Consider the following 26,665-nt stretch of genomic DNA (forward strand, 5'->3'; position numbering starts at 1 on the left):
CAATCGCGCACCAACTTTGATCTGGGTGTTTTTTTAAGCAGAGAAGAAAATTTGAAATACTAAATTTGAATTTTGAAATACCCCGATTTAGCGCGATTGCATCGCGCAAGTTGACAAGCAGAGATTTACTGGCAAGCAAAAAGACTTTCAAATTTCTCTCATCAATCGCGAATCTTTAAAGCTATGAATAAACTTAATTCTTAGGGTGACGCGATATAATCGCGCACCAACTTTGGATTATTTATTTGTGTTGGCAAGATGCATCGCCAAACAGAAAAAGGCAGAGGAGTTGAAGTGGATTTCTGAGACTTCGAAGTAGGAGAGTCTTTTAGTCTGTGAGTTTAGTAGTTTGTGAGAAATTGATAATAGCTAAGAACAAGCTTAATTCTTAGGGTGACGCGATGCAATCGCGCACCAACTTTGAGTTGGCTATCGTGAACTCATATACCAGTCAACCGGTTTACTAGCTGTTATTTTTCCTCTCAAAAAAACGAATTAAATTGATAAGCCGCTTGCCTAAATTTTTATTGTTTGTTTCTAAACTTTCAAAATCCTCATTATTTACAAAGTCTAGATTATTTGCAATGATAAGTTGTGTTTCTACCTCTGAATTACTCCCTAAAGCTATATACAAAAACCTTATTTTTTCTTTGATCCCTTTTCGTGCAAAGCCTTCTGAAATATTTGAAGGAACGGAGATGGCAGCTCTCCTTATCTGACTTGTAAGCCCATATTGTTCTGATTTTGGAAACTCATTAGTGACTTTATAAAGTTCTGTAACAAAATCAATTGACTCTTTCCAAACTTCTAAATCTTTGTGTGTTTTCATTGTTCTATGTTTAAAATTGAAATAAAACATGCTTTAAACTTGCGAGTTCACTTCAGATATTTTAATTTTTGACCAGTTGACCAGTTGACCAGTTGACCAGTTGACCAGTTGACCAGTTGACCAGTTGACCAGTTGACCAGTTGACCAGTTGACCAGTTGACCAGTTGACCAGTTGACCAGTTGACCAGTTGACCAGTTATAAATTAACAAAAAAACATCTATAAGCATACGACTTCCACTCCTTCAGCATTATAATTATATTTGGGCATAAATAAAACGCTTATGAAAATATATACAAAAACAGGAGATAAAGGCACGACCTCATTATTTGGCGGAAAACGTGTGGCTAAGCATAACATACGAATAGACAGTTACGGAACGGTGGACGAACTGAATGCGAATTTGGGCTTGGTAAGGGATCAGGACCTGGATACAGAGTCGAAAGCGGGGCTGATTCAAATTCAGGAGAAACTATTCACGGTGGGAGCTATTCTGGCTTCAGATCCTGGTAAGGCCTCCAATGCTTCAAAAGTTCCGAAGCTTAAGGAAGACGATGTGGAGTTTCTCGAAAAGGAGATCGACAGAATGAACGAAGACCTGCCAGAAATGACGCATTTCGTGCTCCCTGGCGGACATACTGCTGTTTCGCACTGCCACGTGGCAAGAACAGTTTGCAGACGAGCAGAACGCATCTGTGCGGCGCTTTTTAATCTGGAACCTTTTGATGAAAAAGTCCTGCAGTATTTAAACCGCTTGTCGGATTATTTGTTTGTGTTGGCAAGATGCATCGCCAAACAGAAAAAGGCAGAGGAGGTGAAGTGGATTCCTGAGACTTCGAATTAGGAGAGTCTTTTAGTCTGTGAGTTTAGTAGTCTGTGAGAACTTTATAATAGCTAAGAATAAGCTTAATTCTTAGGGTGACGCGATACAATCGCGCACCAACTTTGATCTGGCGCGATTGTATCGCGCTTGCTAGAGATTTTGAGCTGTGTATTTTTTAGGCTGAGTAGATGAATTTTTAAAGTTAGTTTATTTTAAAGTTGAGGATTAGCTTAATTTTAGGGTGACGCGATGCAATCGCGCACCAACTTTGATCTGGCGCGATTGTATCGCGCTTGCTAGAGATTTTGAGCTGGGTATTTTTTAGGCTGAGTAGATGAATTTTTAAAGTTAGTTTATTTTAAAGTTGAGGATTAGCTTAATTTTAAGGTGACGCGATATAATCGCGCACCAACCTTGAGTTATAAGTTTTTGAGTAATAGAATTAAAAATTATTAATTTTAAAAGCTATCTCCACCTCTAGGCAAACGGCTACAAGCTTTAAGTGTCCTGCGCTAAATTCAGTAATACTTGAAAAATTTGAAATTAAAAAATTTGAATTTGTCATTTAGCATCTGATATTTTAAATTTTCACCAGTTCACCAGTTCACCAGTTCACCAGTTCACCAGTTCACCAGTCAAAATTCGAAATAATTTTAAATCAGAGGCTTAGCGAAAATTTGAGGCTAAATAATCGTCAAAAATGTTGGCTGTTATGCTAAAAAAATTACATTTGCAAAAATTAAAATATCCTTGCAATGTATTGGACTTTAGAACTTGCCTCCTACTTAAGTGATGCTCCTTGGCCAGCCACCAAAGATGAATTGATAGATTACGCGATACGAACGGGTGCACCGCTTGAAGTTGTTGAAAACCTGCAATCTATAGAAGATGAAGGCGATACTTACGACTCTATTGAGGAAATCTGGCCAGATTATCCTACAGACGACGATTATTTATGGAATGAAGACGAATATTAGCGTCTTTTTACTTACTAAAATCACACTTAAAGTCTCGTAAAGAGACTTTTTTTTTTCGTTACCTTTGAATCACTAAATTAATAAAGCCACTTATGGGTGTTTTAGATTCCGTATTAAAAGTATTTGTAGGCGATAAGACCAAGAAAGATCTTAAAGCCATCACTCCGATTGTAGACCAAATCAAAAGCTTCGAAAGTCAGTTTGAAGCTCAAAGCATAGATGAACTTCGTGAAAACACCTCGCGTTTTAAAGCCAAAATAAAAGAGGCCACAGCCGATCTTCAGGCTCAGATTGATGAGCTGAAAGACAAAGCTGAGGCTGAACAGGATATAGACGTTAAGGAGAGTTTCTATACCGAAATTGATGAGCTTAACGAAAAAGTGTACCAAACCACAGAAGAGGTTCTTAACGACATACTGCCTGAAGCTTTTGCCACGATAAAAGAAACGGCAAAACGTTTTTTTCACAATACCACCTTAGAAGTATCTGCTTCCGAATTTGACAGAACACTTTCTGCAGATAAGGACTACGTATCTCTGGAAGGCGAAAAAGCCATTTGGAAAAACTCCTGGGATGCCGCCGGGAAACCTGTAACCTGGGATATGATTCATTATGATGTCCAGCTTATTGGGGGTATCGCTATGCATCAGGGTAAAATTGCCGAGATGCAAACGGGTGAGGGTAAAACCCTTGTGGCTACCTTACCGATGTACCTTAACGCGCTTAGCGGAAAAGGGGTGCATTTGGTGACCGTAAACGATTACCTGGCCAAACGGGATAGCGCCTGGATGGCACCTATTTTTGAATTTCATGGCCTGAGTGTGGATTGTGTAGATTACTACAAGCCTAACTCTGCAGCCAGACGTAAAGCCTATAACGCTGATATTACTTACGGAACCAACAACGAGTTCGGGTTTGATTACCTGCGTGACAACATGAGTCACTCCCCGGCAGACCTGGTGCAACGCCCCCACCATTATGCAATTGTGGATGAGGTGGATTCCGTACTAATCGATGATGCCAGAACGCCGCTTATCATTTCCGGGCCTGTGCCCAAAGGGGATGTCCACGAATTTGAAAACCTAAAACCTCAGATTGCTCAAATCGTTGAAGTTCAACGTAAGCAACTGACAGGAGTCCTCGCGGAAGCCAAAAAGCTTATTAAAGCGGGCGACACCAAAGAAGGAGGCTTTCAATTGTTGAGGGTTTACCGAGGTTTGCCAAAGAATAAAGCACTGATTAAGTTTTTGAGTGAAGAAGGTGTAAAGCAACTTCTTCAAAAAACGGAAAATCACTACATGCAGGACAACAATAGGGAAATGCATAAAGTGGATGCTGAATTGTATTTTACCATTGAAGAAAAAAGCAACCAGATTGATTTAACCGATAAGGGAATTGACTTCCTTTCTGGTGACGATAATAAAGATTTCTTTGTGATGCCTGAAATTGGGATGGAGATTGCCCAAATTGAAAAGCAAAACCTGCCTAAAGAGGAAGAAGCAGAAAGAAAAGAAGAATTATACAGGGACTTTAGCGTCAAAAGTGAGCGTATACATACGTTGAGACAGCTTTTAAAAGCCTATACCTTATTTGAAAAAGACACCGAATATGTGGTCATGGACAATAAAGTTAAAATTGTCGATGAGCAAACGGGTCGGATCATGGACGGTCGTCGTTATTCTGACGGTCTTCATCAGGCGATTGAAGCTAAGGAAAGTGTAAAGATTGAAGATGCTACTCAAACTTTTGCAACGGTTACACTTCAGAATTATTTCAGAATGTACAACAAGCTGGCGGGTATGACCGGTACAGCCATGACCGAAGCTGGAGAATTTTGGGAAATTTACAAGTTGGATGTGATGGAAATCCCAACCAACAAACCCATTGCAAGAGACGATAAGCAAGACAAGGTTTTCAAGACCAAAAGAGAAAAATACAACGCCATCATCGAAGAGGTGGCTCAACTTTCTGCCCAGGGAAGACCGATTTTGATTGGTACAACTTCTGTTGAAATTTCAGAATTACTGAGTAGGATGCTGAAATTACGCTCGGTTCCTCACAACGTTTTGAACGCTAAACTGCATAAACGCGAAGCGGATATTGTGGCTGAAGCAGGCAAGGGTGGCATCGTGACTATCGCCACCAACATGGCGGGTCGTGGAACGGATATCAAATTGTCCAAAGAAGTGAAAGATGCTGGTGGTTTGGCCATTATAGGTACTGAACGTCACGATTCCAGACGGGTCGATAGACAGTTGAGAGGTCGTGCCGGACGTCAGGGAGATCCGGGAAGCTCACAATTTTATGTCTCTCTGGAAGATAACCTGATGCGTTTATTTGGTAGTGAAAAGATTGCCAAACTGATGGATAGAATGGGACTTGAGGAAGGTGAAGTGATTCAGCATTCCATGATTTCCAAATCCATTGAGCGGGCGCAGAAGAAAGTTGAGGAAAATAACTTCGGAATTCGAAAGCGTTTGCTTGAATATGACGATGTGATGAATGCGCAACGTGAGGTGATTTATAAGCGCCGTTACAATGCCTTATACGGTGAACGATTGAGAATCGATATTGCCAATATGATTTTTGATACAGCTGAAATTATTACGTCTTCCAATGCAGCGGCCAATGACTTTGAGAACTTTGAATTTGAATTGATTCGGTTCTTCTCTATGAATTCTCCGGTGGCCAAAGCTGAATTTGAAAAACAACCCGTTCAGAAAACAGCTGGGAAAGTGTATAAAGAAGCTTACGAAAACTATAAAAACAAGATGATCAACAATGCTGAAGAAGCATTCCCAGTCATCAAGCAGGTTTACGAAAGACAAGGCGAGAAGTTCGAGCGTATTGCCGTTCCGTTTACAGACGGACAGAAGACCTTACAGGTGGTGACCAACCTAGAGAAAGCCTACGAAAGTGAAGGTAAAGAGCTGATGACTGATTTCGAAAAGAACATTTCTCTAGCCATCATCGACGAGGCCTGGAAGAATCACCTTCGTAAGATGGATGAATTGAAACAAAGCGTTCAGCTGGCGGTTCACGAGCAAAAAGATCCGCTTTTGATTTACAAATTTGAAGCTTTTGAATTGTTCAAAGTGATGATTGAAGAGGTGAATAAAGATGTGATTTCCTTCTTATTCAAGGGAGAGTTGCCTCAACGGGATTCAGAGCAAATTACTGAAGCCAAACAACGCCGACCAAAGGAGCAGCTTAAAACACAGAAAGATGAAATTCAGAATCTTGATGAACGGGCAGCTCAGTCCAGAAAAGCAGGAGCCCAGGCTAGTCAGCAGCAGCAAGTGGTGGAAACGGTAGTGAGAGAGCAGCCTAAAATTGGCAGAAACGATAAAGTGACCATCAAGCACGTAGGTTCAGGTGAAGAAAAAACATTGAAATACAAGCAGGCAATCCCTATGATAGACAAGGGAGAATGGGTGTTGATGAATCAATAAATCAAAATCAGTCGCATGAAAAAATTTGAAATTGAGTTAAAATGGGCTTCAGCATTTACGGCTATAAGTATCGCCTGGGTGTATTTTGAAAAATTTTTAGGGTATCACGACGGCATGGTGAGTAGTCAGGCCATTTTTTCCTTTTGGCTGATGATTCCTCAGGCTCTCATTTATGTAGTGGCGATTCGTCAAAAGCGGGAACGGTATTACAATGGTGAAATCACCTGGCAGAAAGCCTTTATTTCTGGGGTAGTTTTATCTGCCATCATCGCCGGACTTTCTCCAGCTGCTATTTACATCATGCTAGAGTTTGTCTCCCCAGACTTTTTAGCAAATATTGTAGAAGCAAAAGCAGAGCAGGGGATGCCAAGAGAAGGCCTGAGACAAATTTACAACCTCAATTCAATGGTAACTCAGGCGATTTTCAATAACCTGGGAACAGGCGTTTTCTTTTCTGCAATTATTGCGTTGTTTCTAAAAAATAAAAAGGTTTAGAAAGGCAGTATCAACTGTAATCGAAATCTGTTCCCAGTCTCATCTATGCTGTTGTTTACTCTGGCATAATCGGACTCCCAGCTATTATTGGAAAGATTGAACTCGTAGCTTAACTGAATCCGTAAATGTTCCTCATTGCCTTTGGACGAGAAAAAAGAATACCCAAGACTAGGGCCTATAGGAAACTGACGGTTATTTAGTTTAGCCAAATCTCCAAAACTCTCAGGGTCGTCTAAATCAATGGTTTCGCTTTTATCATAAAACTCCAATTCAGTAAGCCTATAACTTAATCCTGCGCCTGCAAAAATTCGATTATTGTTTTCAAACTGAATAATAGTCCTCAAATACCTTAATGTTACTTGTACTGAATTTATGTTATGACCAAACTCACCGCTTTCGCGCCCTTGATTGTAAAGTCCAATATCCAGATCTATTCTATTCTTCCCAAAATCTCCAGTCATCCCGAAGGAAAACTCGAATGGAAAACGCCTGACAGTGGGGACATTGCTTTCACTCAAAAAAGGATTGATATCCAAGGCATCTGTATACAACATGCCAACTCCAAAGTAATAGCCTAAGCTGAAATTCGTCTTCTCATCTTCAGCATCAGAGGCTAAAATTTGGGATTGGTTTTCATTTTGACTAAACCCCATTTGGAAGATTAATACTAAGACGAAAGTGGTGTAGAGCTTTTTCATTGTAAAACGTTTTAGGTTAATATAAATTGATTTAATAAAATTAATACCAAACCCTCATTCGTCTTCTAAGGTTGAAATAAGTTTAACTTTGATTTCCAGGGTATTGAACTGTTTAGAGGCCTATTAGGTTTTTAAAACCCAACAGGTCTTGACCTAAGAAAAATAGAACTATGTCGAAAAAATATTCAATATAATCGAAATATTCGTAGCTAATCAGCCTATTTTAAACATTGAAAATCAAAGCTTTACTTCACGCGAACCTGCCTGAGTGTCACTTGGGCTGACAGGGTTTGCAAAGAAAAAACGCAAAGCCACTTAAATTATTAATAGTCAACAATATATAAATTCGTGTCCTTTGCGAAAAGCTTAGCGGTCTTGGCGTGAAAAATATATGCAACATGCTGATAACAAATTATTTATATCTAGTAGATGAACATCTTTTTGATACTGATTAGTTACAAATATTCAATATTTTTAATACCAGAACCTCACTCGTCTTCAAAAGAGTCAATAAGTCCCTCTGTGATTTCCAGGGTATTGAACTTTTTAGAGGCCTTTTAGGTTTTTAAAACCCAACAGGTCTTGACCTAAGAAAAATAGAACTATGTCAAAAAAAATATTCAATATAATTAAAATATTCGTAGCTAATCAGTCTATTTTAAACATTGAAAATCAAAGCTTTACTTCACGCGAACCTGCCTGTGTGTCACTTGGGCAGACAGGGTTTGCAAAGAAAAAACGCAAAGCCACTTAAATTATTAATAGTCAACAATATATAAATTCGCGTCCTTTGCGAAAAGCTTAGCGGTCTTGGCGTGAAAAATATATGCAACATGCTGATAACAAATTATTTATATCTAGTAGATGAACATCTTTTTGATACTGATTAGTTACAAATATTTAATATCAAAAACCTCACTCGTCTTCAAAAGAGTCAATAAGTACCTCTGTGATTTCCAGCGTGTGATACACATTTTGAACATCATCATCCTCTTCAAACTTGTCGATTAGCTTAAAAATTTGTTGTCCCTGATCAACTGGAAGTTCAATAGTGTTGAGTGGTATCCTTTGGATTTCTGCATTTTTTGGTTCGATGTTGAGTTCTTCCAGCCTGGTTGACATTTTTCCAAAATCCACAAATTCGGTGTATACCGTCAGGAGCTCATCGTCTTTATCAACATCTAAAGCGCCACCGTCGATCAATTCAAGTTCCAGTTCTTCTGTGCTGAGTTCAATGTCAGTGGTGTCAATAGTAAAAACTCCTTTTCGATCAAAAAGAAATTCCAAAGATCCGTTAGTTCCCAGGCTACCTCCGTTTTTGCTGAAAATAGAGCGGATGGAAGCCACAGTTCTGTTGGTGTTATCTGTCGTGCATTCCACGAAAATGGCAATACCGTGGGGTCCATACCCTTCAAAAGTGACCAATTCGTAAGAATCGGCATCGGCACCAGAGGCTTTTTTGATAGACCTTTCGATGGTGTCCTTTGGCATATTCACGCCTTTGGCATTGGAAATGGCATTTCTTAAGGTCGGATTGGTTTCTGGATCTGCGCTGTTTCCTTCTTTTACCGCAACAGTTATTTCTTTGATTGCTCTAGTAAATTCCTTTGCTCGTTTTTTATCCTGAGCTCCCTTTCTGTGTTTTATGTTCGCCCATTTACTGTGTCCGGCCATGTATTATGAATTTAAATTTTAATCAATATAATTAATCAAAGCAATAGTGTCAAGTTTTGAGGAGCTTTATATGGTAAAAAGATGTTTCGTCACCCTGATGGCTGTAGTTATAGGAAAAAGAAAGAATGCCTTTGTCTTTTTGTTTGACTGCATAGGAGAAAAATAGGCTTTAGATTTCAAATTTTCCTACAACCTAATCCCTACGACCTAAATCCTGTTTTTTTACTCACAAACTCAAGAACTCACGAACTACCCTTGCAAAATGGTTCTACCAATACAGCTCAGAAGCAATGGCTTCAGCAGTTTGTTGTTTAAGAAGTTTTCGATTTTTAAGATTCAATTCCAAACCTTCAGTCTGGATTAACGGATGGATAACAGCTCTAAGAACCCCTGGGCTTCCAGAGTCAAAGCCGTATCTAAAGCGTTTTTTGCTATCTGGAAACGATATCGGAACAATAGGAATTTGATGTTCTATGGATAACCTGAAAGCCCCATCTTTGAATTCGTCAAGCTTTTTATAAACATCGTTTGGCACGCCTCCTTCCGGGAAAATACATATACTGACACCGTTTTTAAGTCGGCGTTGCGCCTGCAAAAAGGCGTCTTTTCTGCTTTTAGCATTACCTCTGTCAACCAAAATACAGGAACGTCTATAAATCAAACCAAACACAGGAAGCCTGGCCAGTTCTCGCTTACCTATAAAGACAAAAGGGGTTTTTGAGATGTAAATCATCATCATGATATCAATCATACTCGTGTGATTGGCGGTGAGCATATAGCTTTTACGCCACTCTAATTTTGTCTTATAAGTGACTTTAGGGAAAAATCCCATACCATATAAAACAATGGTCGCCCAAATCTTCCCCAGAAAAAAAGTTCCATCATACCATTTTTCTTTGGAGGTAGTAATTAGAAGGAACGGAAGTAAGATAATAAGCGGACTAATGACGAGGATGTAAAACCAAATTCGCCAAACAATTATAAAAAGCTTCTTAATCCATTTCATAGGCGGCAAATTTAATAAATAGAATGGGTTGAGATGAACAAAACATTTATCTTTGAAGCCATTTGTAATTTATCTTATTCTATGTCTAGAATTTTAACCGGTGTGCAAAGCACAGGAGTCCCGCATTTAGGAAATTTATTAGGAGCCATTATCCCGGCAATAGAACTGGCGAATTCACCTAAAAATGAATCGTTTCTTTTTATCGCCAATTTGCATTCGCTAACCCAAATCAAAGATGCAGATGTTTTAAAAGAAAACACTTATGCAACTGCAGCTACCTGGCTGGCATTTGGCTTGGATGTAGAAAAGACCACCTTTTACAGACAAAGCGATGTCCCGCAGGTTACTGAACTGACCTGGTATCTCAACTGCATGTTTCCTTATCAGCGCCTGACTTTAGCGCATTCCTTCAAAGATAAAGCTGATAGATTAAGCGATGTGAATGCAGGCTTGTTTACTTACCCGATGTTGATGGCCGCCGATATTTTACTTTACGATGCTGAATTTATTCCCGTTGGAAAAGATCAGATACAGCATATTGAAATGACAAGAGATGTCGCTGAGCGCTTTCATGCCCAATACGGCGAAACCTTTGTCATGCCCGAAGCTAAACTTTCAGAAGCCTCTAAATATGTTACGGGAACCGATGGCGAGAAAATGAGCAAGTCTAAAGGTAATACCATCAATTTGTTCCAAACCGATAAAAAACTGCGCAAACAAATTATGCAGATTGAAACGGATAGCACGCCGCTTGAAGACCCCAAAAATCCTGAAACCTGCAATGTGTTTCAAATCTACAAACTCATTGGCTCTGAAGCTGAGATTGCCGATTTGAAATCCAAATACCTCGCCGGAGGATTCGGTTATGGCTATGCTAAGCAAGCCTTGTTTGAATTGATACGCGATACTTACAAAGAAGAACGAGAGCAATTTGAGTATTTTATGAACAATAAGCCTGAAATCGATAGGCTGCTGGGGATAGGAGCCCAAAAAGCAAAAGGCGTTGCCGATGAGGTCTTAAATAGAGTAAGAATTAAATTAGGCTACTAAGATGGAACTATCGAAGATTATTCAGGGCTGCATGACCTACGGCAAATGGGGCAAACAGTTGACGACTCAACACATCGCAAAGCGCATAGAATCGAATTTAGAAAACGGCATCACCACCTTTGATCACGCCGATATCTATGGAGATTATACCACTGAAGTTGATTTTGGTAAAGCATTAAACGCAAGTCCTGTCCATCGCAGCGACATCCAGATCATTTCTAAATGTGGTCTGCAATTGCCCTCTCAGCAGCGAGGAAACCACCTCAAACATTACCAATACGATGCCGGCTACATCGTTGCTCAGGCCCAGCAAAGCATCACCAATTTACAATGCGATTACCTCGATGTCTTTCTGCTGCACCGACCTAGTCCATTAATGCAAAAAGATGAAATTGCAAAAGCTATAGATATTCTAAAACGAGAAGGTTTAATCAAGACGTTTGGCGTGTCTAATTTCACTCTGGCACAAATCGATTATTTAAGTCCGTCTGTTGAAATCTTATACAATCAAATTCAGATTTCACTAACGCATTTAGATGCCCTAGAAAATGACCATTTATATGGTTTAAGTCAGCGTCAAATTCAGCCTATGGCCTGGCATCCTTTAGGTGAACTTTTTAATCTTGAATCTGATCATCAGTTAAAAACATGTTTGACAGAATTAAGTTCAAAATATAGCTTAACTGAAGCACAGCTGGCCCTTGCCTTTTTGAAGAAACTGCCTTTTGACATTTTGCCTGTAATTGGCACGACCTCAATCGAGCGTGCAAAATCATCGATAGAGGCAACTCAGGTGGATCTGGAGCTTCAGGACTGGTTTAAGCTTTATGAGGCGTCTCGGGGATATGAAGTGGCTTAAAGATATAAGTATTTTATTCAATAGATGTTACCGCACGATTTAATCGTGTGGTATAGCACCAGCACCACCTTATCATGTTGCCGCACGATTTAATCGTGTGGTAGAGTACTATCATATAATTTTATTTAGACATTTTTATTCTAAATTTATTAAGTATAAATTTAGAGATGAGCAGAAACTACAAGTTCCACAATCCTGAAGGCTTATATTTTGTAAGCTTTGCTGTTGTGGAATGGCTAGATGTGTTTATCAGGAATGAATACAAAGACATACTGGTGGACAGTTTATCCTTTTGCCAAAAACACAAGGGAATGGAGCTAGCAGCCTGGTGTATTATGACCAATCATCTCCATTTGGTGTTTAGAAGTATAAACGGGTTGCATCCCGCAAATCTACTTGGTGACTTTAAACGATTTACCAGCAAGGCAATAGTGAAATCTATAGCAAATGACCCAACGGAAAGCAGAAGAGATTTATTATTAGCACAATTCCAAAAAGCTGCGAATCAATCTTCAAATGTGAATAAGTACCAGTTTTGGAGGCATGATAACCAGCCTATTGAATTATGGAGTAATAAAGTAATCGCACAAAAAATAAACTATATCCATCAAAACCCAGTCAAAGCTGGTCTGGTTTATAGACCAGAAGATTATAAATACAGCAGTGCCGTTGACTACTCAGGAGAAAAAGGTTTACTTGCGGATATAATGGTATTCCGAAATTTCGAGATGTAAAGTTTAAGGTAGGTTACCGCCCGATTGTATCGGGTGGATAATAAAACTTACAACATCAATTTGTGTTTAGTTAGTTCTCACGCGATTGCATCACGTAAGAGCATATACTAATCTAATTTAGTCTACCCCTGTTACCGCACGATTCAATCGTGAGGTATGTAGAAATTATTTTATTTAATGAACCTAGGATGTTAATATTAGTTTTACGCGCGATTGCATCGCGCGTAAGCCTAGGAGTTGGTAATTTTAGACTTCGTTAGTTCTCATAGCACCAGCACCACCTTATCATGTTACCGCACGATTTAATCGTGTGGTAGAGTACTATCATATAATTTTATTTAGACATTTTTATTCTAAATTTATCAAGTATAAATCTAGAGATGAGCAGGAATTATAACTTAAGAGCGTATAGTTCAAAGTAATCCCCGCACAAATCCATCATTCTGTCCCAAAGCTTAGGTGCAGAATGGCAAAAGTTAAGCTTTGGAGTTTTCTCTACTGATTTAAAATCTATTTAAAAAATGTGAATTAGACTGATTTTTTGTTTTTCTCTATCCAGGAATCGACTTGCTTTTCCAGGTAATTCAAAGGCAGCGCTCCATTGCCAAGAATAAGATCGTGGAAAGCTCTGATATCGAAATTTTCTCCCAATTCTTCTTCTGCTTTATTTCTTAACTCAACGATTTTCAGCATGCCGATTTTGTAACCGGTGGCTTGTCCGGGGATGACCATATAGCGTCTTACTTCCGCTTTGATGGCATTATCTGAAATGGATGAATTTTCTTTAAAATACCGAATGGCATCTGCTTCTTTCCAGCCTTTGGAGTGCAGCCCTGTATCGACAACAAGGCGAATCGCTCTCCATATTTCATTGACCAGTCTTCCAAAATCATAATACGGATTCTCATATTGACCCATTTCTTTGGCCAGTTTTTCAGAATACAAAGCCCAGCCTTCTACATAGGCATTGTAGCCTCCCTGCGTCCTGAATTTTGGGATGTCCTCTAATTCCTGAGCAATAGAAATCTGCATGTGATGTCCCGGATTTCCTTCGTGGTAAGCAACCCCTTCTAAAGTAGTTTTATCCATAGACGTCATGTCCGAAAGGTGGACGTAATAGGTTCCAGGTCTGGAGCCATCCGGAGTTCCGGCCATATAATGTTGAGGTGCGCCATCCTGCTCACGGAAGGGTTCAACACGTTTGACTACCAGGTCTGCTTTAGGCAGAATTCCAAAATAGTCTGGGAGTTTTACGGTAATTTCATCGATGTATTTGGTGGCTAAATCGAGATAAGCCTGGCGGCCTTCATCTGTATTGGAAAAATAAAATTGATCATCCGAATCTACAAATTTGAAAAAATCCTGTAAGTCGCCGTCAAAGCCAACTTCTTCCTTGATCAGCTTCATTTCTTCCTGGATACGTTCCACTTCTTTTAAACCGATTGAGTGGATTTCATCAGCAGTGAGGTCTGTGGTCGTGGACGCCTGTAATCTATAGTTGTAATACTCAGCTCCATTGTCATGACGACTCGCCCCTGTAGGTGTTTCTTCAGTATTGGGTAGTTCAGTTTCAGTCCAGGCGATGAGTTTTTCGTAAGAAGGCTTAAATGCTTTTAATAAAGCGTCTTTGGAAGCCTGCTCGAGTTCCTCTGCCTCTTCTTCTGAAATCGATCCGCTTTCTAGTAAAGCACCGATTTTTTTCTTCATGTCTCCATAAATCGCTGAAGTCTCTTCACTATCCTCAAAAGGTTGACCTGTAATAAGGGATTTGCTTTGTTTCTGAACAATTTCCAGAGCAAAACGCGGCGGAAGAATATTTCTTTCAGCCTGAGATTTTGCGCGATCCAGCAATTGACCCGAAGCTCGGTCTATTTTTTTGACACGGCTAATGTAAGCTTGCATGTCTTCCAAACTATCAACTTTATGAAAATTGATGAGCATGTTGGGTAAGCGGGTATGGATAGAGGTCATCTGGTCAAAGACATATTCCATGGGAGCGTATTTCACCTCTTTTTGTTTTGCCTCGTTTAGATAAATCCACAAATCATAAGACAATTGACCTTGCAGGTCGAGCTGGTCGTAATCAAATTCAGTCTTAAGCTCTTCTACACTTTCCTGCATCCATTTAGCTTCTTCTTTCAGCGCTTCCAGGCTCATATCATCCAGCTCTCCATAGTGGTCTTTTCTGCCAAGCGCGGTAAGTCTTAGAGGACTGGTCTGAAGAGATTCTTCGTGTTTTTCATCTAACCATGAGGTTAATTTTTGGTTGATGTCTTCTTTTTCTGAAGCGTCCTGACAGGAGATTCCTATGAGTAGGAAAACCAGAAAAAGGGATGAAAGTTTTGAATTTTTAGTCATAAGATTTGTTTTTTTTTTTAGGCGTTGATGCTGATTATGAAACGTGTTGTTTTGATTTTCTTCCTATAAAATATTTAAACAAGTACAGCGCACTGCCTACAAAAGGAATGAATATGATGAATAACATCCAGATAAAATAATGCATGGGTTTTTCATTTTTGAATAGCAGGTAAATGGAATAGATAGTTAGTGCGGCATATAGAATTCCTATGCCTAGTTTATGATAAGGCGAAAGGAGACCGAAAAAAGTGTAAGGAACAGTCATAAAACATTTTAAATTCAAGGTAAGTTAATTTATTATCTGTTAAGATGCAAACACCAGTTTGAGTTGAGGGTTTAAATCAGGCTATTTCTTACCACTAAGGATAAATTTGTTTTAGCTTATTAGTTAATGACGAATTAAGCCAGTATCAGTTTTGATAATCAAAATACTGATGAAATCTTTACTAACTCAGACTCGCAACAGTTGTCATAATGCCCAGAGATAACTTTTTTTCCAGAAGTTTTTTGGGAATAAACCTGAGCATTCCTGATATAAAAGGCAGGATTTCACCTTCCATACTTTTATTCCATGCAATGCCTTTTTCTTCCATTTTGCTCATCCAGTGTATGAGATACGGGTCCATAGTCCCGTAGTTAAAGGACTGATCGACTTTCCATCCATTTCGGTTAAGCATTAACTCTAAATTTTTTGGAGAAAACAGAGACGCATGTCTAGGTGTGTGCCAGCCTGCCCAGTTTTTGCCAAACTTCCTTCTGCTGGAAGATTCAAAATTAGGGACTTCGATTATAAGTTTTGTTGTAGGTTTTGAAATTGATTTTAAATAGTTCAGATTATATGAAGGAGTATAATCGTGTTCCAGATAATGCCACATCGTGATCACATCGGGCTTAAGCTCTTTAGATAAATCACAAATTTCTCCTATTTGTAAATTCAGTCCCTCATACTTCAAACTTTGATGTAGCCATCCTTCATTGGAGAAATCAATTCCGTGAGTTTGACAATTAGTCTGGTCCTTACACATTTTTAAAAAACTGGGCTGACCGCAGCCAATATCAAGAATTACAGAGGAAGGAGTAAGCTTGTGAACTTTATTTAAACGCTTTAATTTTCTGGAATCTAACTTCTTAAAACTGTTCTCTACCAACTTTTCAAACTTGCCCCAGGCTTCAGCACCTCTGTAGGGTAGGTAATATTTTGTGTAATAATTTTTGAGTTGTTCTGTAGGAACTCTTGGATTCATAAACACAAACTCACAATCTTTACATTGGTCAAATCCAAAGACCTCCTTGTTGGAGTGCATTTGTGCTGAGGTGGACGTATAATAATTAGTATTTCCTGAGTTACAAACAGGACAGGTTCTTAAGTTTAACATGGTCCCAAACATAAATTAATTACATCCTGAGCTAATTAGAACAGATGTTAAAATTCTACTTACCGGCTTGTGATATCTTCTTTTAATGGTAGATAGATGACTTCAAACAAAAGATAACTTTTAAAAAACCAAATGTCCAAGTTTAAATCTGAATACAACTTGTATAATTTACGCATTATTTTCAGCGTCTAACTTCAAGTTAAGGGAATCTGATTGGTCGTAGTTTTTCAACTCTACAATAGAAGCAGGAAGGCTAAAGCCTGCAGACAGTAACGCCCCCATAACCTTGTCCATCACATTAGACCTGATATTGATATGGTGAGATCGCTTTGTGGATTCGAAGGTGTTAATCCAGAAACGCACTTTCAGGTTCACGGTGTTGGTGGCGAATTCATCAATAGCTATGCTGGGCTTTTTATCGCCTTTCAAAACGGAGTCTAACTTGCTGAGGGTTTCTTCAATAATTTCCGAAGCTTTTCCCGGACTGTTTTCATAAGCAATACCTACAGTGAATTCATACCTCAGGAATCCGTCAATCGTATAATTGAACAAAGGGTTCTTAAGTATAATGGAATTGGGTAAAAAGACATCTCTCCCGTCCGGGGTTTTGATAAGCGTTTCACGAATATTGATGTCTTTTACGAAACCGACAATCTTATCGACTTCTATCAAATCATTTAATTTGAACGGACTTTTAAAGGCAAGGATAATACCCGCTAAAAAGTTTTCACCGATATCCTTTAAGGCAAAACCAATCACAAAGGTTAGCAGTCCTGCGCCTGCCAGTATTTTGTTGGTAAAGGCGTCCAGGCCAAGCATATAAAGCGTGATGAGCAGTACAGCGGTCTTGAGCGCAAAGCTGATAATCTGCGATATAAAGGTCGCGGTGACGTGATTTGGAGATTTTTTTATCAGGCGCAGCCGGACTCTGTGTTTGATGAAACCCGCGATTAGGAATCCCGCAATCAGGAACAGCAGTGTTAATCCAAGGTGAATGTAATTCGTTTCAAAATACTGAATAATATCCCTATAAAATTCTGTAGGATTTCTCATAGGATTTATTTTTTAAAATTCTCTGTTAACCGGATGTATTAACTCATTTGACATAGCTGCAAGCCTGCAAGTTTTGAAATGAACACCTTTCTCATTTGAGACTCCAGCTTCTAAACTAGCTCATTCCATACACAATTACCTGACTTCAATCTAGCTGACTTCTTTTCTTAACACCTCCAGCGGCGGTTTTCGGATCACACTCAGGCTATTGCTCAATCCAATCACTAAAACTAACAAAACAATTCCAGGAAATATAATCAGGAATGGAATTAATGAGGGGGTAAATGGGGATTCAAATACCAGCCAGGCCAGTAACTGACTGCTGATCAGCGATAACATAACGCCAGATAAACCTCCGAGAACGCCAAGATAAATATACTCTAAAGCGGTGATATTTAAAATCTGTTTGCTTTTAGCACCCAGCGTTCGCAGCAGCACACTCTCTCGAATACGCTGGTACTTGCTGGTTCTTATGGCTCCTAAAAGCACAATAATTCCAGTAAGAATACTGAAAAAGGCCATAAAATTGATGATCCATGAAATTCTGCCCAGGAGCATTTCGATGACATTTAAGACCTGCTGTAAATCGATGATAGACACATTGGGGAATTTTTTCACCAGCTCCTGCTGCAGTTCAGCCGATTTTTCTTTGCCGGGGAGTTTGGTGGTCAAGACATGAAACTGCGGGGCTTTTTCCAAAACGCCTTTAGGAAATACGAGAGAGAAATTCAGTTGCATCCGCGACCAGTCCACGGTTCTTACGCTACCGACCACGGCCTCCAGCAATACGCCCTGCACATTAAAAACCAGCTTATCTCCAACCTTAACTTTAGCGTCTTCAGCAAAATTATTGCTGATGGAAACGGGAACCGGATTAAGGTTTTCACCTTCACCAGTCCATGACCCGCTTTCGATGTTTTCAGAGGCAATAAGGGAGTCGCGATAGGTCGTCCGGAATTCATGGTCCAGCACCCAGCCGTTTACCCGGGAGGTCGAGTCTTTTCTTATTTCCTGGACCGATTTTCCTGCCAGGCTTTGCACCCGCATGGTTACAATGGGGATGTCATTCAAAACAGGTAAGTCGTTTGCCTTTATGCTTTGAGCCACGGACTGGCGCTGCTCACTTTGCACATCCAGTAGAATCATGTTGGGACTGCTGGACTGGGACTCTATCGAAGCCTGTGCCAATAATAAATCTTTGCTGAAGTAAAGCGTACTTATTAAAAAAGTTCCTACTCCAATAGCTAAAACCAAAGTAAGGGTCTGGTTTTGCGGCCTGAAAAGGTTCAGCAGACTTTGCCTGGCAACAAACCCCCACTGCTGTGGAAAATATTTACGGATAGCCTGCATAAACAGATAAGCTACCCCGGCAAGAATAGCAAAGGTCAGTAAAATTCCTCCGACGAAAGCTAAGGAATATACCCAGTCTTCCAGGAGCCAGAGCGAGAATAAAAAGATAAATAAAAAGATACCGGCCGATACTAAAATAATCGCCTTTCTGGATTTTTTGGACTCGTCCTTAACCACCCTCAGGGCTTGTAATGGAGAAATATAAAGCGTCCCGATTAAGGGATATAGAGCAAACAAGACCGACATCAAAATTCCCAGTAGAATTCCCATGACAATGACCTGTAAAGAGAACGTGATTTGCACATCAACGGGCAGTAAGCCTTCCAGTAGAAGCGGGAACACCTGCTGAAGCAGCAATCCGACACCGGTACCTATGAGACCGCCTATCAGTCCCATCATCGCTACCTGAATGAGGTATATTAAAAACGTCTGTTTCTTACTCGCCCCAAGGCACTTCAAAACTGCAACGGCGCGTAACTTCTCCTTGATGTAAATATGAATAGCACTGGCAATACCCACACAGCCAAGTAGTAGAGCAATGAAGGCCACAAGATTGAGAAACTTACCAAAATTCTTATAACGTCTGCCCAGTCGGTCGCTGGTAGAGGTGTGGGTGTCCAAATCGGCTTCTTCTGCATCCAGCATGGGATCCAGCTTTTCATCAAGCTGTTCCATGTCTGCTGTAGGTGCTGCCGTAAAATAAAATTCGTAGTCTATTCGGCTTCCGGTTTGCACAAGGCCAGACGCTTCAATAAATCGATAGGGTATAAGCACGGGAGGAGCTACTGAGCTGAAAATAGCGGTACTTCCCGGGACAGCGTTCAGTGCACCGGCAATGGGTAAAGTCACTTTGCCGATTTTTATACTGTCGCCTGGCTGTATGCCCAGTTGAAGCATGACGGTAGCATCGACCAGGGCTGCTCCGTCTTTCTGATAAGAAGATGCGGCGGAAACCGGCTGAGTTTCGAGTTCCCCATAAAACGGGAAACCCCCTTCAATACCTCTGACCTGCATCAGTTTGGTGGCTTCATGTTGTGGAAAAGCCGCCATGGAGGCGAATTTGATTTCTTTGGCTTTAGGGCCGCCAAGCGAATCCATAATCTGGAGCACACGCTCATTGGGCGGGTCGTCACTGTCTATTTTAAAATCGGCGCCCATCAGCGCTTTGGATTGTAAAGCGACAGTATCCTTTAGATTCTCCCCGAAGGATTGAATGGAAACCACGGCCGCGATTCCCAGCACGATAGAAGCCATGAAAAGAGTCAGTTTCCTGCCGCTGGCTTTTCCGTCACGCCATGCCATTTTAAAGAGCCAGCTGAAGCCCGGTTTGGAGGTGTTATGCTTATTCATTAGACTGGCTTTTCTTGGTTTTCAACGATTCTGCCTCCTTTCAATCTGAGGATGTGCTGTGTTTTATTGGCCAGTTCTATATCATGGGTAACAATGACAAGCGTAGTGCCTGCTTCTTTATTAAGCTCGAAAAGCAGGGCTTCTACTTTTTCACCGGTTTCTGCATCCAGATTCCCGGTAGGCTCATCGGCAAACAGAATGGAGGGACGGTTCGAAAATGCACGGGCAACCGCTACACGCTGCTGTTCACCTCCTGAAAGTTGAGAAGGATAATGATGAATTCGGTCTCCTAGTCCCACTTTTTCCAGCAGGTCTTTGCTGATTTTGGAAGCATTTTTATCGCCCTGAAGTTCCAGAGGCACAGCCACATTTTCTAAGGCTGTAAGCGTCGGTAAGAGCTGGAAATCCTGAAAAACAAAACCGATATGTTTGTTTCTTAGTAAGGCTCTTTCATCTTCACCGAGTTCACTCAATTCACTTCCACACAAATTGATAGATCCCGTATCCGGACTGTCTAAACCGGCGCAAAGTCCGAGTAAAGTCGTTTTTCCGCTTCCTGAAGGCCCTACGATGGCAAAGGTCTTTTGTTCCTCAACTTCAAAATTGATATCTTGTAAAACTTTAAGTCTTTTGGATCCGCTGGAATAGCTTTTCTCAAGGTTGCGAACGTTTAATATCTTTGCCATCTTAAATCTGATTAATGTCTTTATAGAATGAAGGCAAAATAAAGAAACCATTTGATTATAAACCCATGTGTTATGAGAACCTTAAGGCGTTGTTTTTCGATTTTTTTAGTATTCCTGTTGCTTTCCTGTGGAAAGACTACCGATAAAAAAGCAGAGCAAACTTCAGTAGAAACCCCTGATACGCAATCTCAAGCTGAGGGTGAAGAAAAAAACGTGATCCTTTTCTTCGGAAACAGCTTAACGGCTGGAATGGGTCTGGAGCTTTCGGAAGCTTTTCCGGCACGTATTCAAAACAGGCTTGACTCCTTAGGCTATAATTATGAGGTGGTGAATGCAGGACTGAGTGGTGAAACTACAGCTAGCGGAAAAAACAGAATCGACTGGGTTTTAAATCAGGAGGTAGATGTATTTGTTTTGGAACTGGGAGCTAACGATGGTTTACGCGGAATCCCCATCGCGGAAACCCGGGAAAACCTTCAGGATATTATCGACACGGTAAGGGCGAAAAACCCAGAGACCAAAATCATCCTGGCCGGCATGCAGATCCCACCGAATATGGGAGAAGACTACACTACCGATTTTAGAAACATTTTCCCAGACCTTGCCGAGAAAAACGATGTGGCTCTTATTCCATTTCTCCTGGAGGGGGTTGCCGGGGATCCTGAATTAAACCAGCAGGATGGCATACACCCTACGGCCGAAGGCTATAAAATTGTGGCCGAAAATGTTTGGAGTGTCTTGAAAAAACAAGTGGAAAAGGAAGGACAATAAATGAAGATAGGATTAAATGCCGTTTTCTAATGGAGAAGTTTAAATTTTGACACTTTATAATTTAGTACGTTGAATAAAAATCAGTAAAAACTTTTTTTAGAATAGAATCCAGGTCATTTTTGAAGAAATACAAGACAATCATTTTACCTGTAAATGTTTTTCGAAAATTTGAAATGTTGAGGTGAAAAAATAAGGGCATATGCTACTTGACAATACGCCATAACGAAGATGTCCACGAAAAGCGAAACTTTTGGAAATCAGCATTGCCTTTTTTTAGACGGATACTGCTGTTTGTCTTACTAGAAAAACCGTCTGTTATCCGTTACCAAATTTGTATTATTAAAATGTCCCATATCGAAGTCAATTCGATCTGCTTTTACCGCGACAGGAAAGTAATTAGTTCCAATAGAAACCATTTTCAATTTGCTTTCACCGTTCATTGAAAAATCCAATTTACCGTCTGCTGATTCATTTAGGCTTGTCACTAAATCAGCCTCTAAAGAAAAATCAGTTTCAATTTCAACGACCAGATTTTTTGCTAATAAGGTGCCGGAAATTACCAGGATATTCCTTTTGTTGGCGTTTTGAAGGAGGGTTCTGTTTGGATGTTTAAAATCTGAAGTAGCCAAATAGTCCTGTATTTCTCCTATGGGCACCTCCTTGGTGATAGAGTTATCATAACTGATGCTCACTTTTTTTCCTGATGATATTTTTGCTGAAATTTCAAAAGAGCCAAGCCCAATTGAATTTAAAATTTCTTCCAGCAATGAAACACCAATGTTGAAATTGTATTCATCTTTAGTTGATGAGGTGATATTTAATGCTGTATTTTCTATTTCATTCATTTCAGCATCACTGGTGAAGGCATGGTTGATATGAGAATAATAGAGTTGTACGTCATTAAATGGTTTTTTTAACCATAGTTGTAAGAGCTTGTGATTTCTTACAGGCCCTTCGATAAGATCGTAGCCTTGATTCCTAAGTGTTTTTGTAAGATTCATTTTGGTGAGGATTTAAAAGTTCATATCATGACTTATCTTTTTTTAAATCAGAAACTCATCCATTCATCACGGGACCATACCTGCTCGTCCCCAGGTTAATACGCTTGAATTCCAAAACTACTTTCCAAAACAAAATCCATCCCGCTAACCAGTCAAGACCGCTTGTCTTTCAAACTCTTAAAAATACGACAAATTTCAATTAGTTGAAATATTTAACACTAAAACGAATAATAATATAACAAAAAGAGACATAAGCTATTGAATACCTTATGAAATAGCCTGTTTAAGACCGGGCCTGAATTCAGGCGAAAGTCTTAGCCTTGATTTAGTCCTGAAACTTCGGGAGAGATTTGATGTAGCGGCAGGGTAGAGGGGGGAGCGAATTTCTGTTCAGTTTTTTACTTTTCAACCCAAACTGACTAAAATACAATGCTCTTGAATGAAAGACTCCGAATGAACTTCAGCAAGGAATGCAGTCTGAGGTATTAGGGTTAATAGTAATCACGTGTTTAGTTAGCATAGTCTTTAAAAAAATGTTCGGTATCCCGTAGGTCTTCAAGTCCGAGAATCCAGCAGACTTCAGCAAGATCTGAAAAATCCAGGCCTCCGGCTAAAATAGCCTCATTGGTATAGCGTCCTTCTTTACCGTTGTATTTATTGGCTAAATCCACGGCGAGCTGCCATATTTCAGTCAAAGCCGGATCGGTAATGTAGTCCTCCCAGTGAGTGAAGTCCGGGTCACGAAATCCGGGAGTGCCGTTTCCGACCCCATTACCATCCGGTATTTTTACATAGTCCGTAGTTCGTTTCACGAAATCCAGCTTTTCAGGAGTGGTTACCTCTTCATTCCATTCGGCATGTTGTACCACATGTATTCTTTTCGAGGTTTCTATTTCAGGCAGATCTTTTTGTAAAGCATCTACAAGCTCAGCGGAAAAATCAGACTGTCCCGCATCGGCAATCCAGACGTCCCCGCCCTGCATGAGGGTTTTTATGGCCAGGGATTTTACAGTTTCAACAGCCCCTTTCCAGTTAGTATGAGCGTCTGTCCAGTTCTCTCCAAAGGCGAGCTGAAACAGCGCATTGGGTGGCACATATAAGCCCTCCTGCATGCCATAAGTGCCGGCGACTGCATGATAATTTAGTTTTGAATAGGCTGGATTGGACATCAAAGTCTTAAAAGCGGCAACGGTTTGAAGGTCATCTACATCCGTTTTACAGTCAAATTGTACCAATAACAGGTCTTTTTCTATGGCGAAACGTCCCGCTTGCAGAAAACGCTCTGCCGGGGTATTGCTGTTGAATGCCAGGAAAACAGGCAGTATGGCAATACATAGGAAGGCTTTATATCTCATTTCTTTTCAATTATTAATTCGTTTTCAGGATTACATTTTGAAGCTTATTTTTGATAGTCATTCTTACTTTTTTCTTTTGCAAAAATTATCATTATTTTTTTCGAATATAGCTTGTGGTGATCTCCTGCGAGCAGGCTTTTTAGTTAAGACATATTGATTAAAAATACAATAATTTTTGTTCCGACTAAACCTTAACTATTACCCTACGTAATGCTGGCCCATAACTTTATTCCGTTATTTTTCGATTTCTTCTTCAATTAGGGCGATTATATTTTCAATTTTAAGTTTCACACCAAGAGACTGGTCGTTCGTGTAAGTCGTGTTGACAATCAATAAACTCAAAAAATCCTCAAAGTCAGGATGGTTTAACACGTCGGTCGGGTCACTTTGCTCGAATAATTCCTTTAGAGATTTCTGTTTCTTAAACTTGATTTGAGTCACCTTTTCTCTGAATTTTTCATCATCCAGAAACTCAACGTTCAATCGACCAATTTGATAGTGTTTTATTAAAAAGGGATAAAAACGCTCTTCAACCCAATTCACTATGATGGTTTTCTCTTCCCGTAATTCACTCAGAGAATTGGAGAAGGCAGCTATTTTTTTTCTTAGCTCTGGATTGGTAAGCAGATATAATCTTCCGGAATTTGTGAGGTCATTACTGACACCTAATGCCGGGTGAAATGTTGGGCGTGTGGTGGTTCTGGACAGATAGCGATTGAGGCTGTCGCTACTGATCAGGCCAGTGTCCAGATTGCTGTAATCCACTAATTTAATGGAAGAGGTTATGATTTCGTCCCGGATAAATAGCTTAGAGTTGAGCTGGTCTAGATTGTTTTTATATTCTTCTAGAAGCTGAGTCAGGATTTGTTGTTCCTGTTAGGCATTCTGTAGGTTCTGATTCCAGGTATTGATGGAAAGCGCAATTAAGATTCCGATAACCACAAGGATGATTTCTCCAGTGGCATACAGCAGGTATTTGCCGAATTTACCTGCTCGGCCGGCTGGCAGGTTTTCAGCCAGTGTTTTTTGCCGAATTCCTGCCTTGTCGGCAGACAGGTTTCTAAAGAATTTTATCACAAGCCTTTCGTTTCGCTAAAGATATGATTTTTAATTTATTGGGATTGTCAGATTATGAAGCACAAGGGTTGAGGTGTAAATAGTTGCATGGTATAGCACTTTTCCGCCGGGGCGGAAGTAGGCAAGAAACTGCCTGGCAATGGCAGGAATAGCAAATTAGCCTTGAATTCCGCTCAGGAATTCAGTCGCAATGCGCTATACACGTTCTTAGCCAACCTTATTTGAATTATTATCTATCAAATAACGGAATTGGCAGAAAGGATTGTCTACCTTATAAAAATGAAAACTAACCTATGATGACCAGTATAGAAGAAAATGAGCCAGAGCCTATTTTGATTAATAAAGCCAAAAAAACATTTAAACAAGGAACTAATGTTGAGAACACAATTGAATGCCTAGTACAAGGTGAATTTATACTGATTAATGAGTTTTATAATGATGGAATAGCTTTACTACAGGATTTACATAACTACCTAAAGCGAAAACTACCTAATAAGTCTTTTAAGGATCAGCAAGATTATCGCTCAGAATACTTTAAGCTTTCAAATCTGATTTTGGTAGAAATTACCGATCAAAAACTATGCGCAAAGAAATCACCCAGTATCGGCTGGTTAAAAAAGTTTTATCCGGAAAATAATCATTTCTATTTGACCTTTCCTCAAATACAAGGATTGAATAGTGCCTGGCAATGGTATAAAAATGGAGTTTCTTTACCTGTGTTACGAAACAAGTTACATCCATATTATGGAGTCTACTTTCCAACCCGTTTTGATCATTTAATTCTCTTTGACAATTGGTTGAAACGCTATAAAGGTCCCAAAAAAACAGTTATTGAAGTTGGCGTAGGATCTGGAGTTTTAGCCTTACAAATGCTACAACACGGCTTTCAAAAAGTTTATGCAACCGATATTAATCCTAATGCAATTATCGGATTGAAAGAGTTCATGGGAACCACTAAGCTTTCTCGAAAGATGGAGTTGGATTTGGGAAACCTTTTTGGTAAGTGGGAAAAACAGACAGAATTGATTGTGTTTAATCCGCCCTGGTTACCAAAAAGTCATGATTTAGGAAGTATTGATGATGCTATTTATTATGATAAGACATTATTTTCTGATTTTTTTATTGCAGCAAAAAAGCGACTCTTACCCAACGGGAAATTGATAGTTATTTTCTCTAATTTAGCTCAAATAGCAAATTTAACAACGGAGCATCCAATAAAAAAAGAGTTAGCTTCAGGTAACAGGTTCCAATTGGAAAGATGCTTAAAAAAATCTGTAAAAACAGCTTCTACTAAAACAAAAAGGGGGCAGAATTTGCGTTCTCTGGAAGAAGTTGAACTTTGGGTACTCACCAATAGTTAAATTGCTATGATACTGAAGTTGTTCTTTAATTGTGGGCAACGGGCCTGCATATGAGTTTGTGGCAGAATGGCTAGGCAGAACTATTCCGCCATAAACCAAAGTTAGCAAATACGCAGAAATTTTCTAGGGGAAATTCAGACGCAATGAACCACAGCAGGTGTGCCTGTTGCACAACTCAATTTCTTGCAAATATATAGAATTGACTGGCATTGAAAAGTTTGGAATTGATTATCTTTAGTAATGCAAGGAAAAAAGACTTATCAAGAGAAATTGTTCACTCGATTCTTATTGAGTGAACGCATCCCCGAAGAGAATTTTTATCGCAGATTAA

25 protein-coding genes are annotated in these 26,665 nt (G+C 39.8%); 10 read left to right on the plus strand and 15 right to left on the minus strand.

Annotated elements, in window-relative coordinates:
• Positions 1 to 463: 463 nt before the first annotated feature.
• Both LB450_RS13415 and LB450_RS13420 read right to left on the minus strand, forming a co-directional pair.
• On the minus strand, positions 464 to 829 hold the full coding sequence (locus LB450_RS13415; RefSeq protein ID WP_224489757.1) for a four helix bundle protein: 366 nt from the start codon (positions 827 to 829) through the stop codon (positions 464 to 466).
• A 33-nt stretch (positions 830 to 862) separates the two neighbouring features.
• Positions 863 to 1,057 carry a hypothetical protein gene (locus LB450_RS13420; RefSeq protein ID WP_224489759.1) on the minus strand — a complete coding sequence of 65 codons (195 nt, stop codon included), beginning with the start codon at positions 1,055 to 1,057 and terminating at the stop codon, positions 863 to 865.
• Between the two features lie 54 nt (positions 1,058 to 1,111).
• Here LB450_RS13420 and LB450_RS13425 point away from each other — a divergent pair, with 54 nt between their 5' ends.
• The 4 genes from LB450_RS13425 to LB450_RS13440 all read left to right on the plus strand — a co-directional run bounded on the left by LB450_RS13425 (position 1,112) and on the right by LB450_RS13440 (position 6,575).
• Complete coding sequence (locus LB450_RS13425; RefSeq protein WP_224489760.1) at positions 1,112 to 1,672, plus strand: cob(I)yrinic acid a,c-diamide adenosyltransferase; 561 nt, start codon at positions 1,112 to 1,114, stop codon at positions 1,670 to 1,672.
• A 734-nt stretch (positions 1,673 to 2,406) separates the two neighbouring features.
• Entirely contained in the window at positions 2,407 to 2,628 is a 222-nt protein-coding gene (locus LB450_RS13430; protein ID WP_003441576.1) for a DUF2795 domain-containing protein, read from the plus strand.
• 92 nt (positions 2,629 to 2,720) lie between these two features.
• Positions 2,721 to 6,080 carry a preprotein translocase subunit SecA gene (secA, locus tag LB450_RS13435; RefSeq protein ID WP_224489761.1) on the plus strand — a complete coding sequence of 1,120 codons (3,360 nt, stop codon included), beginning with the start codon at positions 2,721 to 2,723 and terminating at the stop codon, positions 6,078 to 6,080.
• A gap of 15 nt (positions 6,081 to 6,095) precedes the next feature.
• A complete protein-coding gene (locus LB450_RS13440; protein ID WP_224489762.1) occupies positions 6,096 to 6,575 on the plus strand; it encodes a DUF4199 domain-containing protein in 480 nt (159 codons plus the stop codon).
• Here LB450_RS13440 and LB450_RS13445 read toward each other — a convergent pair.
• On the minus strand, positions 6,572 to 7,273 hold the full coding sequence (locus LB450_RS13445) for a hypothetical protein (protein ID WP_224489763.1): 702 nt from the start codon (positions 7,271 to 7,273) through the stop codon (positions 6,572 to 6,574). The two genes, LB450_RS13440 and LB450_RS13445, sit on opposite strands and share 4 nt — an antisense overlap.
• A 604-nt stretch (positions 7,274 to 7,877) precedes the next feature.
• Here LB450_RS13445 and LB450_RS13450 point away from each other — a divergent pair.
• Positions 7,878 to 8,027, plus strand: a complete 150-nt coding sequence (locus LB450_RS13450; RefSeq protein WP_224489765.1) for a hypothetical protein — start codon at positions 7,878 to 7,880, stop codon at positions 8,025 to 8,027.
• A gap of 161 nt (positions 8,028 to 8,188) precedes the next feature.
• On the opposite strand, the gene LB450_RS13455 is transcribed toward LB450_RS13450, so the two are convergent.
• Both LB450_RS13455 and LB450_RS13460 read right to left on the minus strand, forming a co-directional pair.
• Positions 8,189 to 8,947: a YebC/PmpR family DNA-binding transcriptional regulator gene (locus tag LB450_RS13455; RefSeq protein ID WP_224489767.1), complete on the minus strand. Its 759-nt coding sequence runs from the start codon at positions 8,945 to 8,947 to the stop codon at positions 8,189 to 8,191.
• A gap of 268 nt (positions 8,948 to 9,215) precedes the next feature.
• Positions 9,216 to 9,953 carry a lysophospholipid acyltransferase family protein gene (locus LB450_RS13460; protein WP_224489768.1) on the minus strand — a complete coding sequence of 246 codons (738 nt, stop codon included), beginning with the start codon at positions 9,951 to 9,953 and terminating at the stop codon, positions 9,216 to 9,218.
• Between the two features lie 81 nt (positions 9,954 to 10,034).
• Between LB450_RS13460 and trpS the strand changes: the two genes are divergently transcribed.
• The 3 genes from trpS to LB450_RS13475 all read left to right on the plus strand — a co-directional run bounded on the left by trpS (position 10,035) and on the right by LB450_RS13475 (position 12,596).
• Positions 10,035 to 11,003 (plus strand): tryptophan--tRNA ligase, encoded by a 969-nt coding sequence (gene trpS / locus LB450_RS13465; RefSeq protein WP_224489788.1) that lies wholly within the window; start codon positions 10,035 to 10,037, stop codon positions 11,001 to 11,003.
• A gap of 1 nt (position 11,004) precedes the next feature.
• Positions 11,005 to 11,862, plus strand: a complete 858-nt coding sequence (locus tag LB450_RS13470; protein WP_224489770.1) for an aldo/keto reductase — start codon at positions 11,005 to 11,007, stop codon at positions 11,860 to 11,862.
• A gap of 167 nt (positions 11,863 to 12,029) precedes the next feature.
• Positions 12,030 to 12,596 carry an REP-associated tyrosine transposase gene (locus LB450_RS13475; protein WP_224489771.1) on the plus strand — a complete coding sequence of 189 codons (567 nt, stop codon included), beginning with the start codon at positions 12,030 to 12,032 and terminating at the stop codon, positions 12,594 to 12,596.
• Between the two features lie 528 nt (positions 12,597 to 13,124).
• Here the strand turns inward: LB450_RS13475 and LB450_RS13480 are convergent.
• From LB450_RS13480 to LB450_RS13505, 6 genes are all read right to left on the minus strand, one after another.
• Positions 13,125 to 14,954, minus strand: a complete 1,830-nt coding sequence (locus tag LB450_RS13480) for a DUF885 domain-containing protein (protein ID WP_224489772.1) — start codon at positions 14,952 to 14,954, stop codon at positions 13,125 to 13,127.
• 34 nt (positions 14,955 to 14,988) lie between these two features.
• Entirely contained in the window at positions 14,989 to 15,219 is a 231-nt protein-coding gene (locus LB450_RS13485; RefSeq protein ID WP_224489774.1) for a PLDc N-terminal domain-containing protein, read from the minus strand.
• Positions 15,220 to 15,400: 181 nt separating this feature from the next.
• Positions 15,401 to 16,342, minus strand: coding sequence for a class I SAM-dependent methyltransferase (locus LB450_RS13490; RefSeq protein WP_224489775.1), 942 nt, complete (start codon positions 16,340 to 16,342; stop codon positions 15,401 to 15,403).
• Positions 16,343 to 16,498: 156 nt separating this feature from the next.
• Entirely contained in the window at positions 16,499 to 17,383 is an 885-nt protein-coding gene (locus LB450_RS13495) for a mechanosensitive ion channel family protein (protein ID WP_224489777.1), read from the minus strand.
• 150 nt (positions 17,384 to 17,533) lie between these two features.
• Entirely contained in the window at positions 17,534 to 20,083 is a 2,550-nt protein-coding gene (locus tag LB450_RS13500) for an ABC transporter permease (RefSeq protein WP_224489778.1), read from the minus strand.
• A complete protein-coding gene (locus LB450_RS13505) occupies positions 20,083 to 20,769 on the minus strand; it encodes an ABC transporter ATP-binding protein (RefSeq protein ID WP_224489779.1) in 687 nt (228 codons plus the stop codon). Before LB450_RS13505 ends, LB450_RS13500 begins: the two co-directional genes overlap by 1 nt.
• Positions 20,770 to 20,841: 72 nt before the next feature.
• Here LB450_RS13505 and LB450_RS13510 point away from each other — a divergent pair, with 72 nt between their 5' ends.
• Positions 20,842 to 21,540: an arylesterase gene (locus tag LB450_RS13510; protein ID WP_224489780.1), complete on the plus strand. Its 699-nt coding sequence runs from the start codon at positions 20,842 to 20,844 to the stop codon at positions 21,538 to 21,540.
• A 299-nt stretch (positions 21,541 to 21,839) separates the two neighbouring features.
• On the opposite strand, the gene LB450_RS13515 is transcribed toward LB450_RS13510, so the two are convergent.
• From LB450_RS13515 to LB450_RS13530, 4 genes are all read right to left on the minus strand, one after another.
• Positions 21,840 to 22,541: a gasdermin gene (locus LB450_RS13515; protein WP_224489781.1), complete on the minus strand. Its 702-nt coding sequence runs from the start codon at positions 22,539 to 22,541 to the stop codon at positions 21,840 to 21,842.
• Positions 22,542 to 23,050: 509 nt separating this feature from the next.
• Positions 23,051 to 23,896, minus strand: a complete 846-nt coding sequence (locus tag LB450_RS13520) for a hypothetical protein (protein WP_224489782.1) — start codon at positions 23,894 to 23,896, stop codon at positions 23,051 to 23,053.
• 234 nt (positions 23,897 to 24,130) lie between these two features.
• A complete protein-coding gene (locus LB450_RS13525; protein ID WP_224489783.1) occupies positions 24,131 to 24,661 on the minus strand; it encodes a hypothetical protein in 531 nt (176 codons plus the stop codon).
• Between the two features lie 111 nt (positions 24,662 to 24,772).
• The gene (locus LB450_RS13530) at positions 24,773 to 24,973 is read right to left on the minus strand and encodes a hypothetical protein (RefSeq protein ID WP_224489785.1); all 201 of its coding nucleotides are present in this window, start codon (positions 24,971 to 24,973) and stop codon (positions 24,773 to 24,775) included.
• A 296-nt stretch (positions 24,974 to 25,269) separates the two neighbouring features.
• Here LB450_RS13530 and LB450_RS13535 point away from each other — a divergent pair, with 296 nt between their 5' ends.
• Entirely contained in the window at positions 25,270 to 26,334 is a 1,065-nt protein-coding gene (locus LB450_RS13535) for a methyltransferase (RefSeq protein ID WP_322962794.1), read from the plus strand.
• Positions 26,335 to 26,665 lie beyond the last annotated feature (331 nt).

The organism is Psychroflexus curvus, from assembly GCF_020164585.1.
In the GTDB taxonomy this organism is placed as follows: domain Bacteria; phylum Bacteroidota; class Bacteroidia; order Flavobacteriales; family Flavobacteriaceae; genus Psychroflexus; species Psychroflexus curvus.

Bases quoted from the DNA above. Each gene is read 5' to 3' on its own strand.
- LB450_RS13415 (WP_224489757.1), bottom strand. From the start codon at position 829: ATGAAAACACACAAAGATTTAGAAGTTTGGAAAGAGTCAATTGATTTT.
- LB450_RS13420 (WP_224489759.1), bottom strand. From the start codon at position 1,057: ATGCTTATAGATGTTTTTTTGTTAATTTATAACTGGTCAACTGGTCAA.
- LB450_RS13425 (WP_224489760.1), top strand. From the start codon at position 1,112: ATGAAAATATATACAAAAACAGGAGATAAAGGCACGACCTCATTATTT.
- LB450_RS13430 (WP_003441576.1), top strand. From the start codon at position 2,407: ATGTATTGGACTTTAGAACTTGCCTCCTACTTAAGTGATGCTCCTTGG.
- secA (WP_224489761.1), top strand. From the start codon at position 2,721: ATGGGTGTTTTAGATTCCGTATTAAAAGTATTTGTAGGCGATAAGACC.
- LB450_RS13440 (WP_224489762.1), top strand. From the start codon at position 6,096: ATGAAAAAATTTGAAATTGAGTTAAAATGGGCTTCAGCATTTACGGCT.
- LB450_RS13445 (WP_224489763.1), bottom strand. From the start codon at position 7,273: ATGAAAAAGCTCTACACCACTTTCGTCTTAGTATTAATCTTCCAAATG.
- LB450_RS13450 (WP_224489765.1), top strand. From the start codon at position 7,878: ATGTCAAAAAAAATATTCAATATAATTAAAATATTCGTAGCTAATCAG.
- LB450_RS13455 (WP_224489767.1), bottom strand. From the start codon at position 8,947: ATGGCCGGACACAGTAAATGGGCGAACATAAAACACAGAAAGGGAGCT.
- LB450_RS13460 (WP_224489768.1), bottom strand. From the start codon at position 9,953: ATGAAATGGATTAAGAAGCTTTTTATAATTGTTTGGCGAATTTGGTTT.
- trpS (WP_224489788.1), top strand. From the start codon at position 10,035: ATGTCTAGAATTTTAACCGGTGTGCAAAGCACAGGAGTCCCGCATTTA.
- LB450_RS13470 (WP_224489770.1), top strand. From the start codon at position 11,005: ATGGAACTATCGAAGATTATTCAGGGCTGCATGACCTACGGCAAATGG.
- LB450_RS13475 (WP_224489771.1), top strand. From the start codon at position 12,030: ATGAGCAGAAACTACAAGTTCCACAATCCTGAAGGCTTATATTTTGTA.
- LB450_RS13480 (WP_224489772.1), bottom strand. From the start codon at position 14,954: ATGACTAAAAATTCAAAACTTTCATCCCTTTTTCTGGTTTTCCTACTC.
- LB450_RS13485 (WP_224489774.1), bottom strand. From the start codon at position 15,219: ATGACTGTTCCTTACACTTTTTTCGGTCTCCTTTCGCCTTATCATAAA.
- LB450_RS13490 (WP_224489775.1), bottom strand. From the start codon at position 16,342: ATGTTTGGGACCATGTTAAACTTAAGAACCTGTCCTGTTTGTAACTCA.
- LB450_RS13495 (WP_224489777.1), bottom strand. From the start codon at position 17,383: ATGAGAAATCCTACAGAATTTTATAGGGATATTATTCAGTATTTTGAA.
- LB450_RS13500 (WP_224489778.1), bottom strand. From the start codon at position 20,083: ATGAATAAGCATAACACCTCCAAACCGGGCTTCAGCTGGCTCTTTAAA.
- LB450_RS13505 (WP_224489779.1), bottom strand. From the start codon at position 20,769: ATGGCAAAGATATTAAACGTTCGCAACCTTGAGAAAAGCTATTCCAGC.
- LB450_RS13510 (WP_224489780.1), top strand. From the start codon at position 20,842: ATGAGAACCTTAAGGCGTTGTTTTTCGATTTTTTTAGTATTCCTGTTG.
- LB450_RS13515 (WP_224489781.1), bottom strand. From the start codon at position 22,541: ATGAATCTTACAAAAACACTTAGGAATCAAGGCTACGATCTTATCGAA.
- LB450_RS13520 (WP_224489782.1), bottom strand. From the start codon at position 23,896: ATGAGATATAAAGCCTTCCTATGTATTGCCATACTGCCTGTTTTCCTG.
- LB450_RS13535 (WP_322962794.1), top strand. From the start codon at position 25,270: ATGACCAGTATAGAAGAAAATGAGCCAGAGCCTATTTTGATTAATAAA.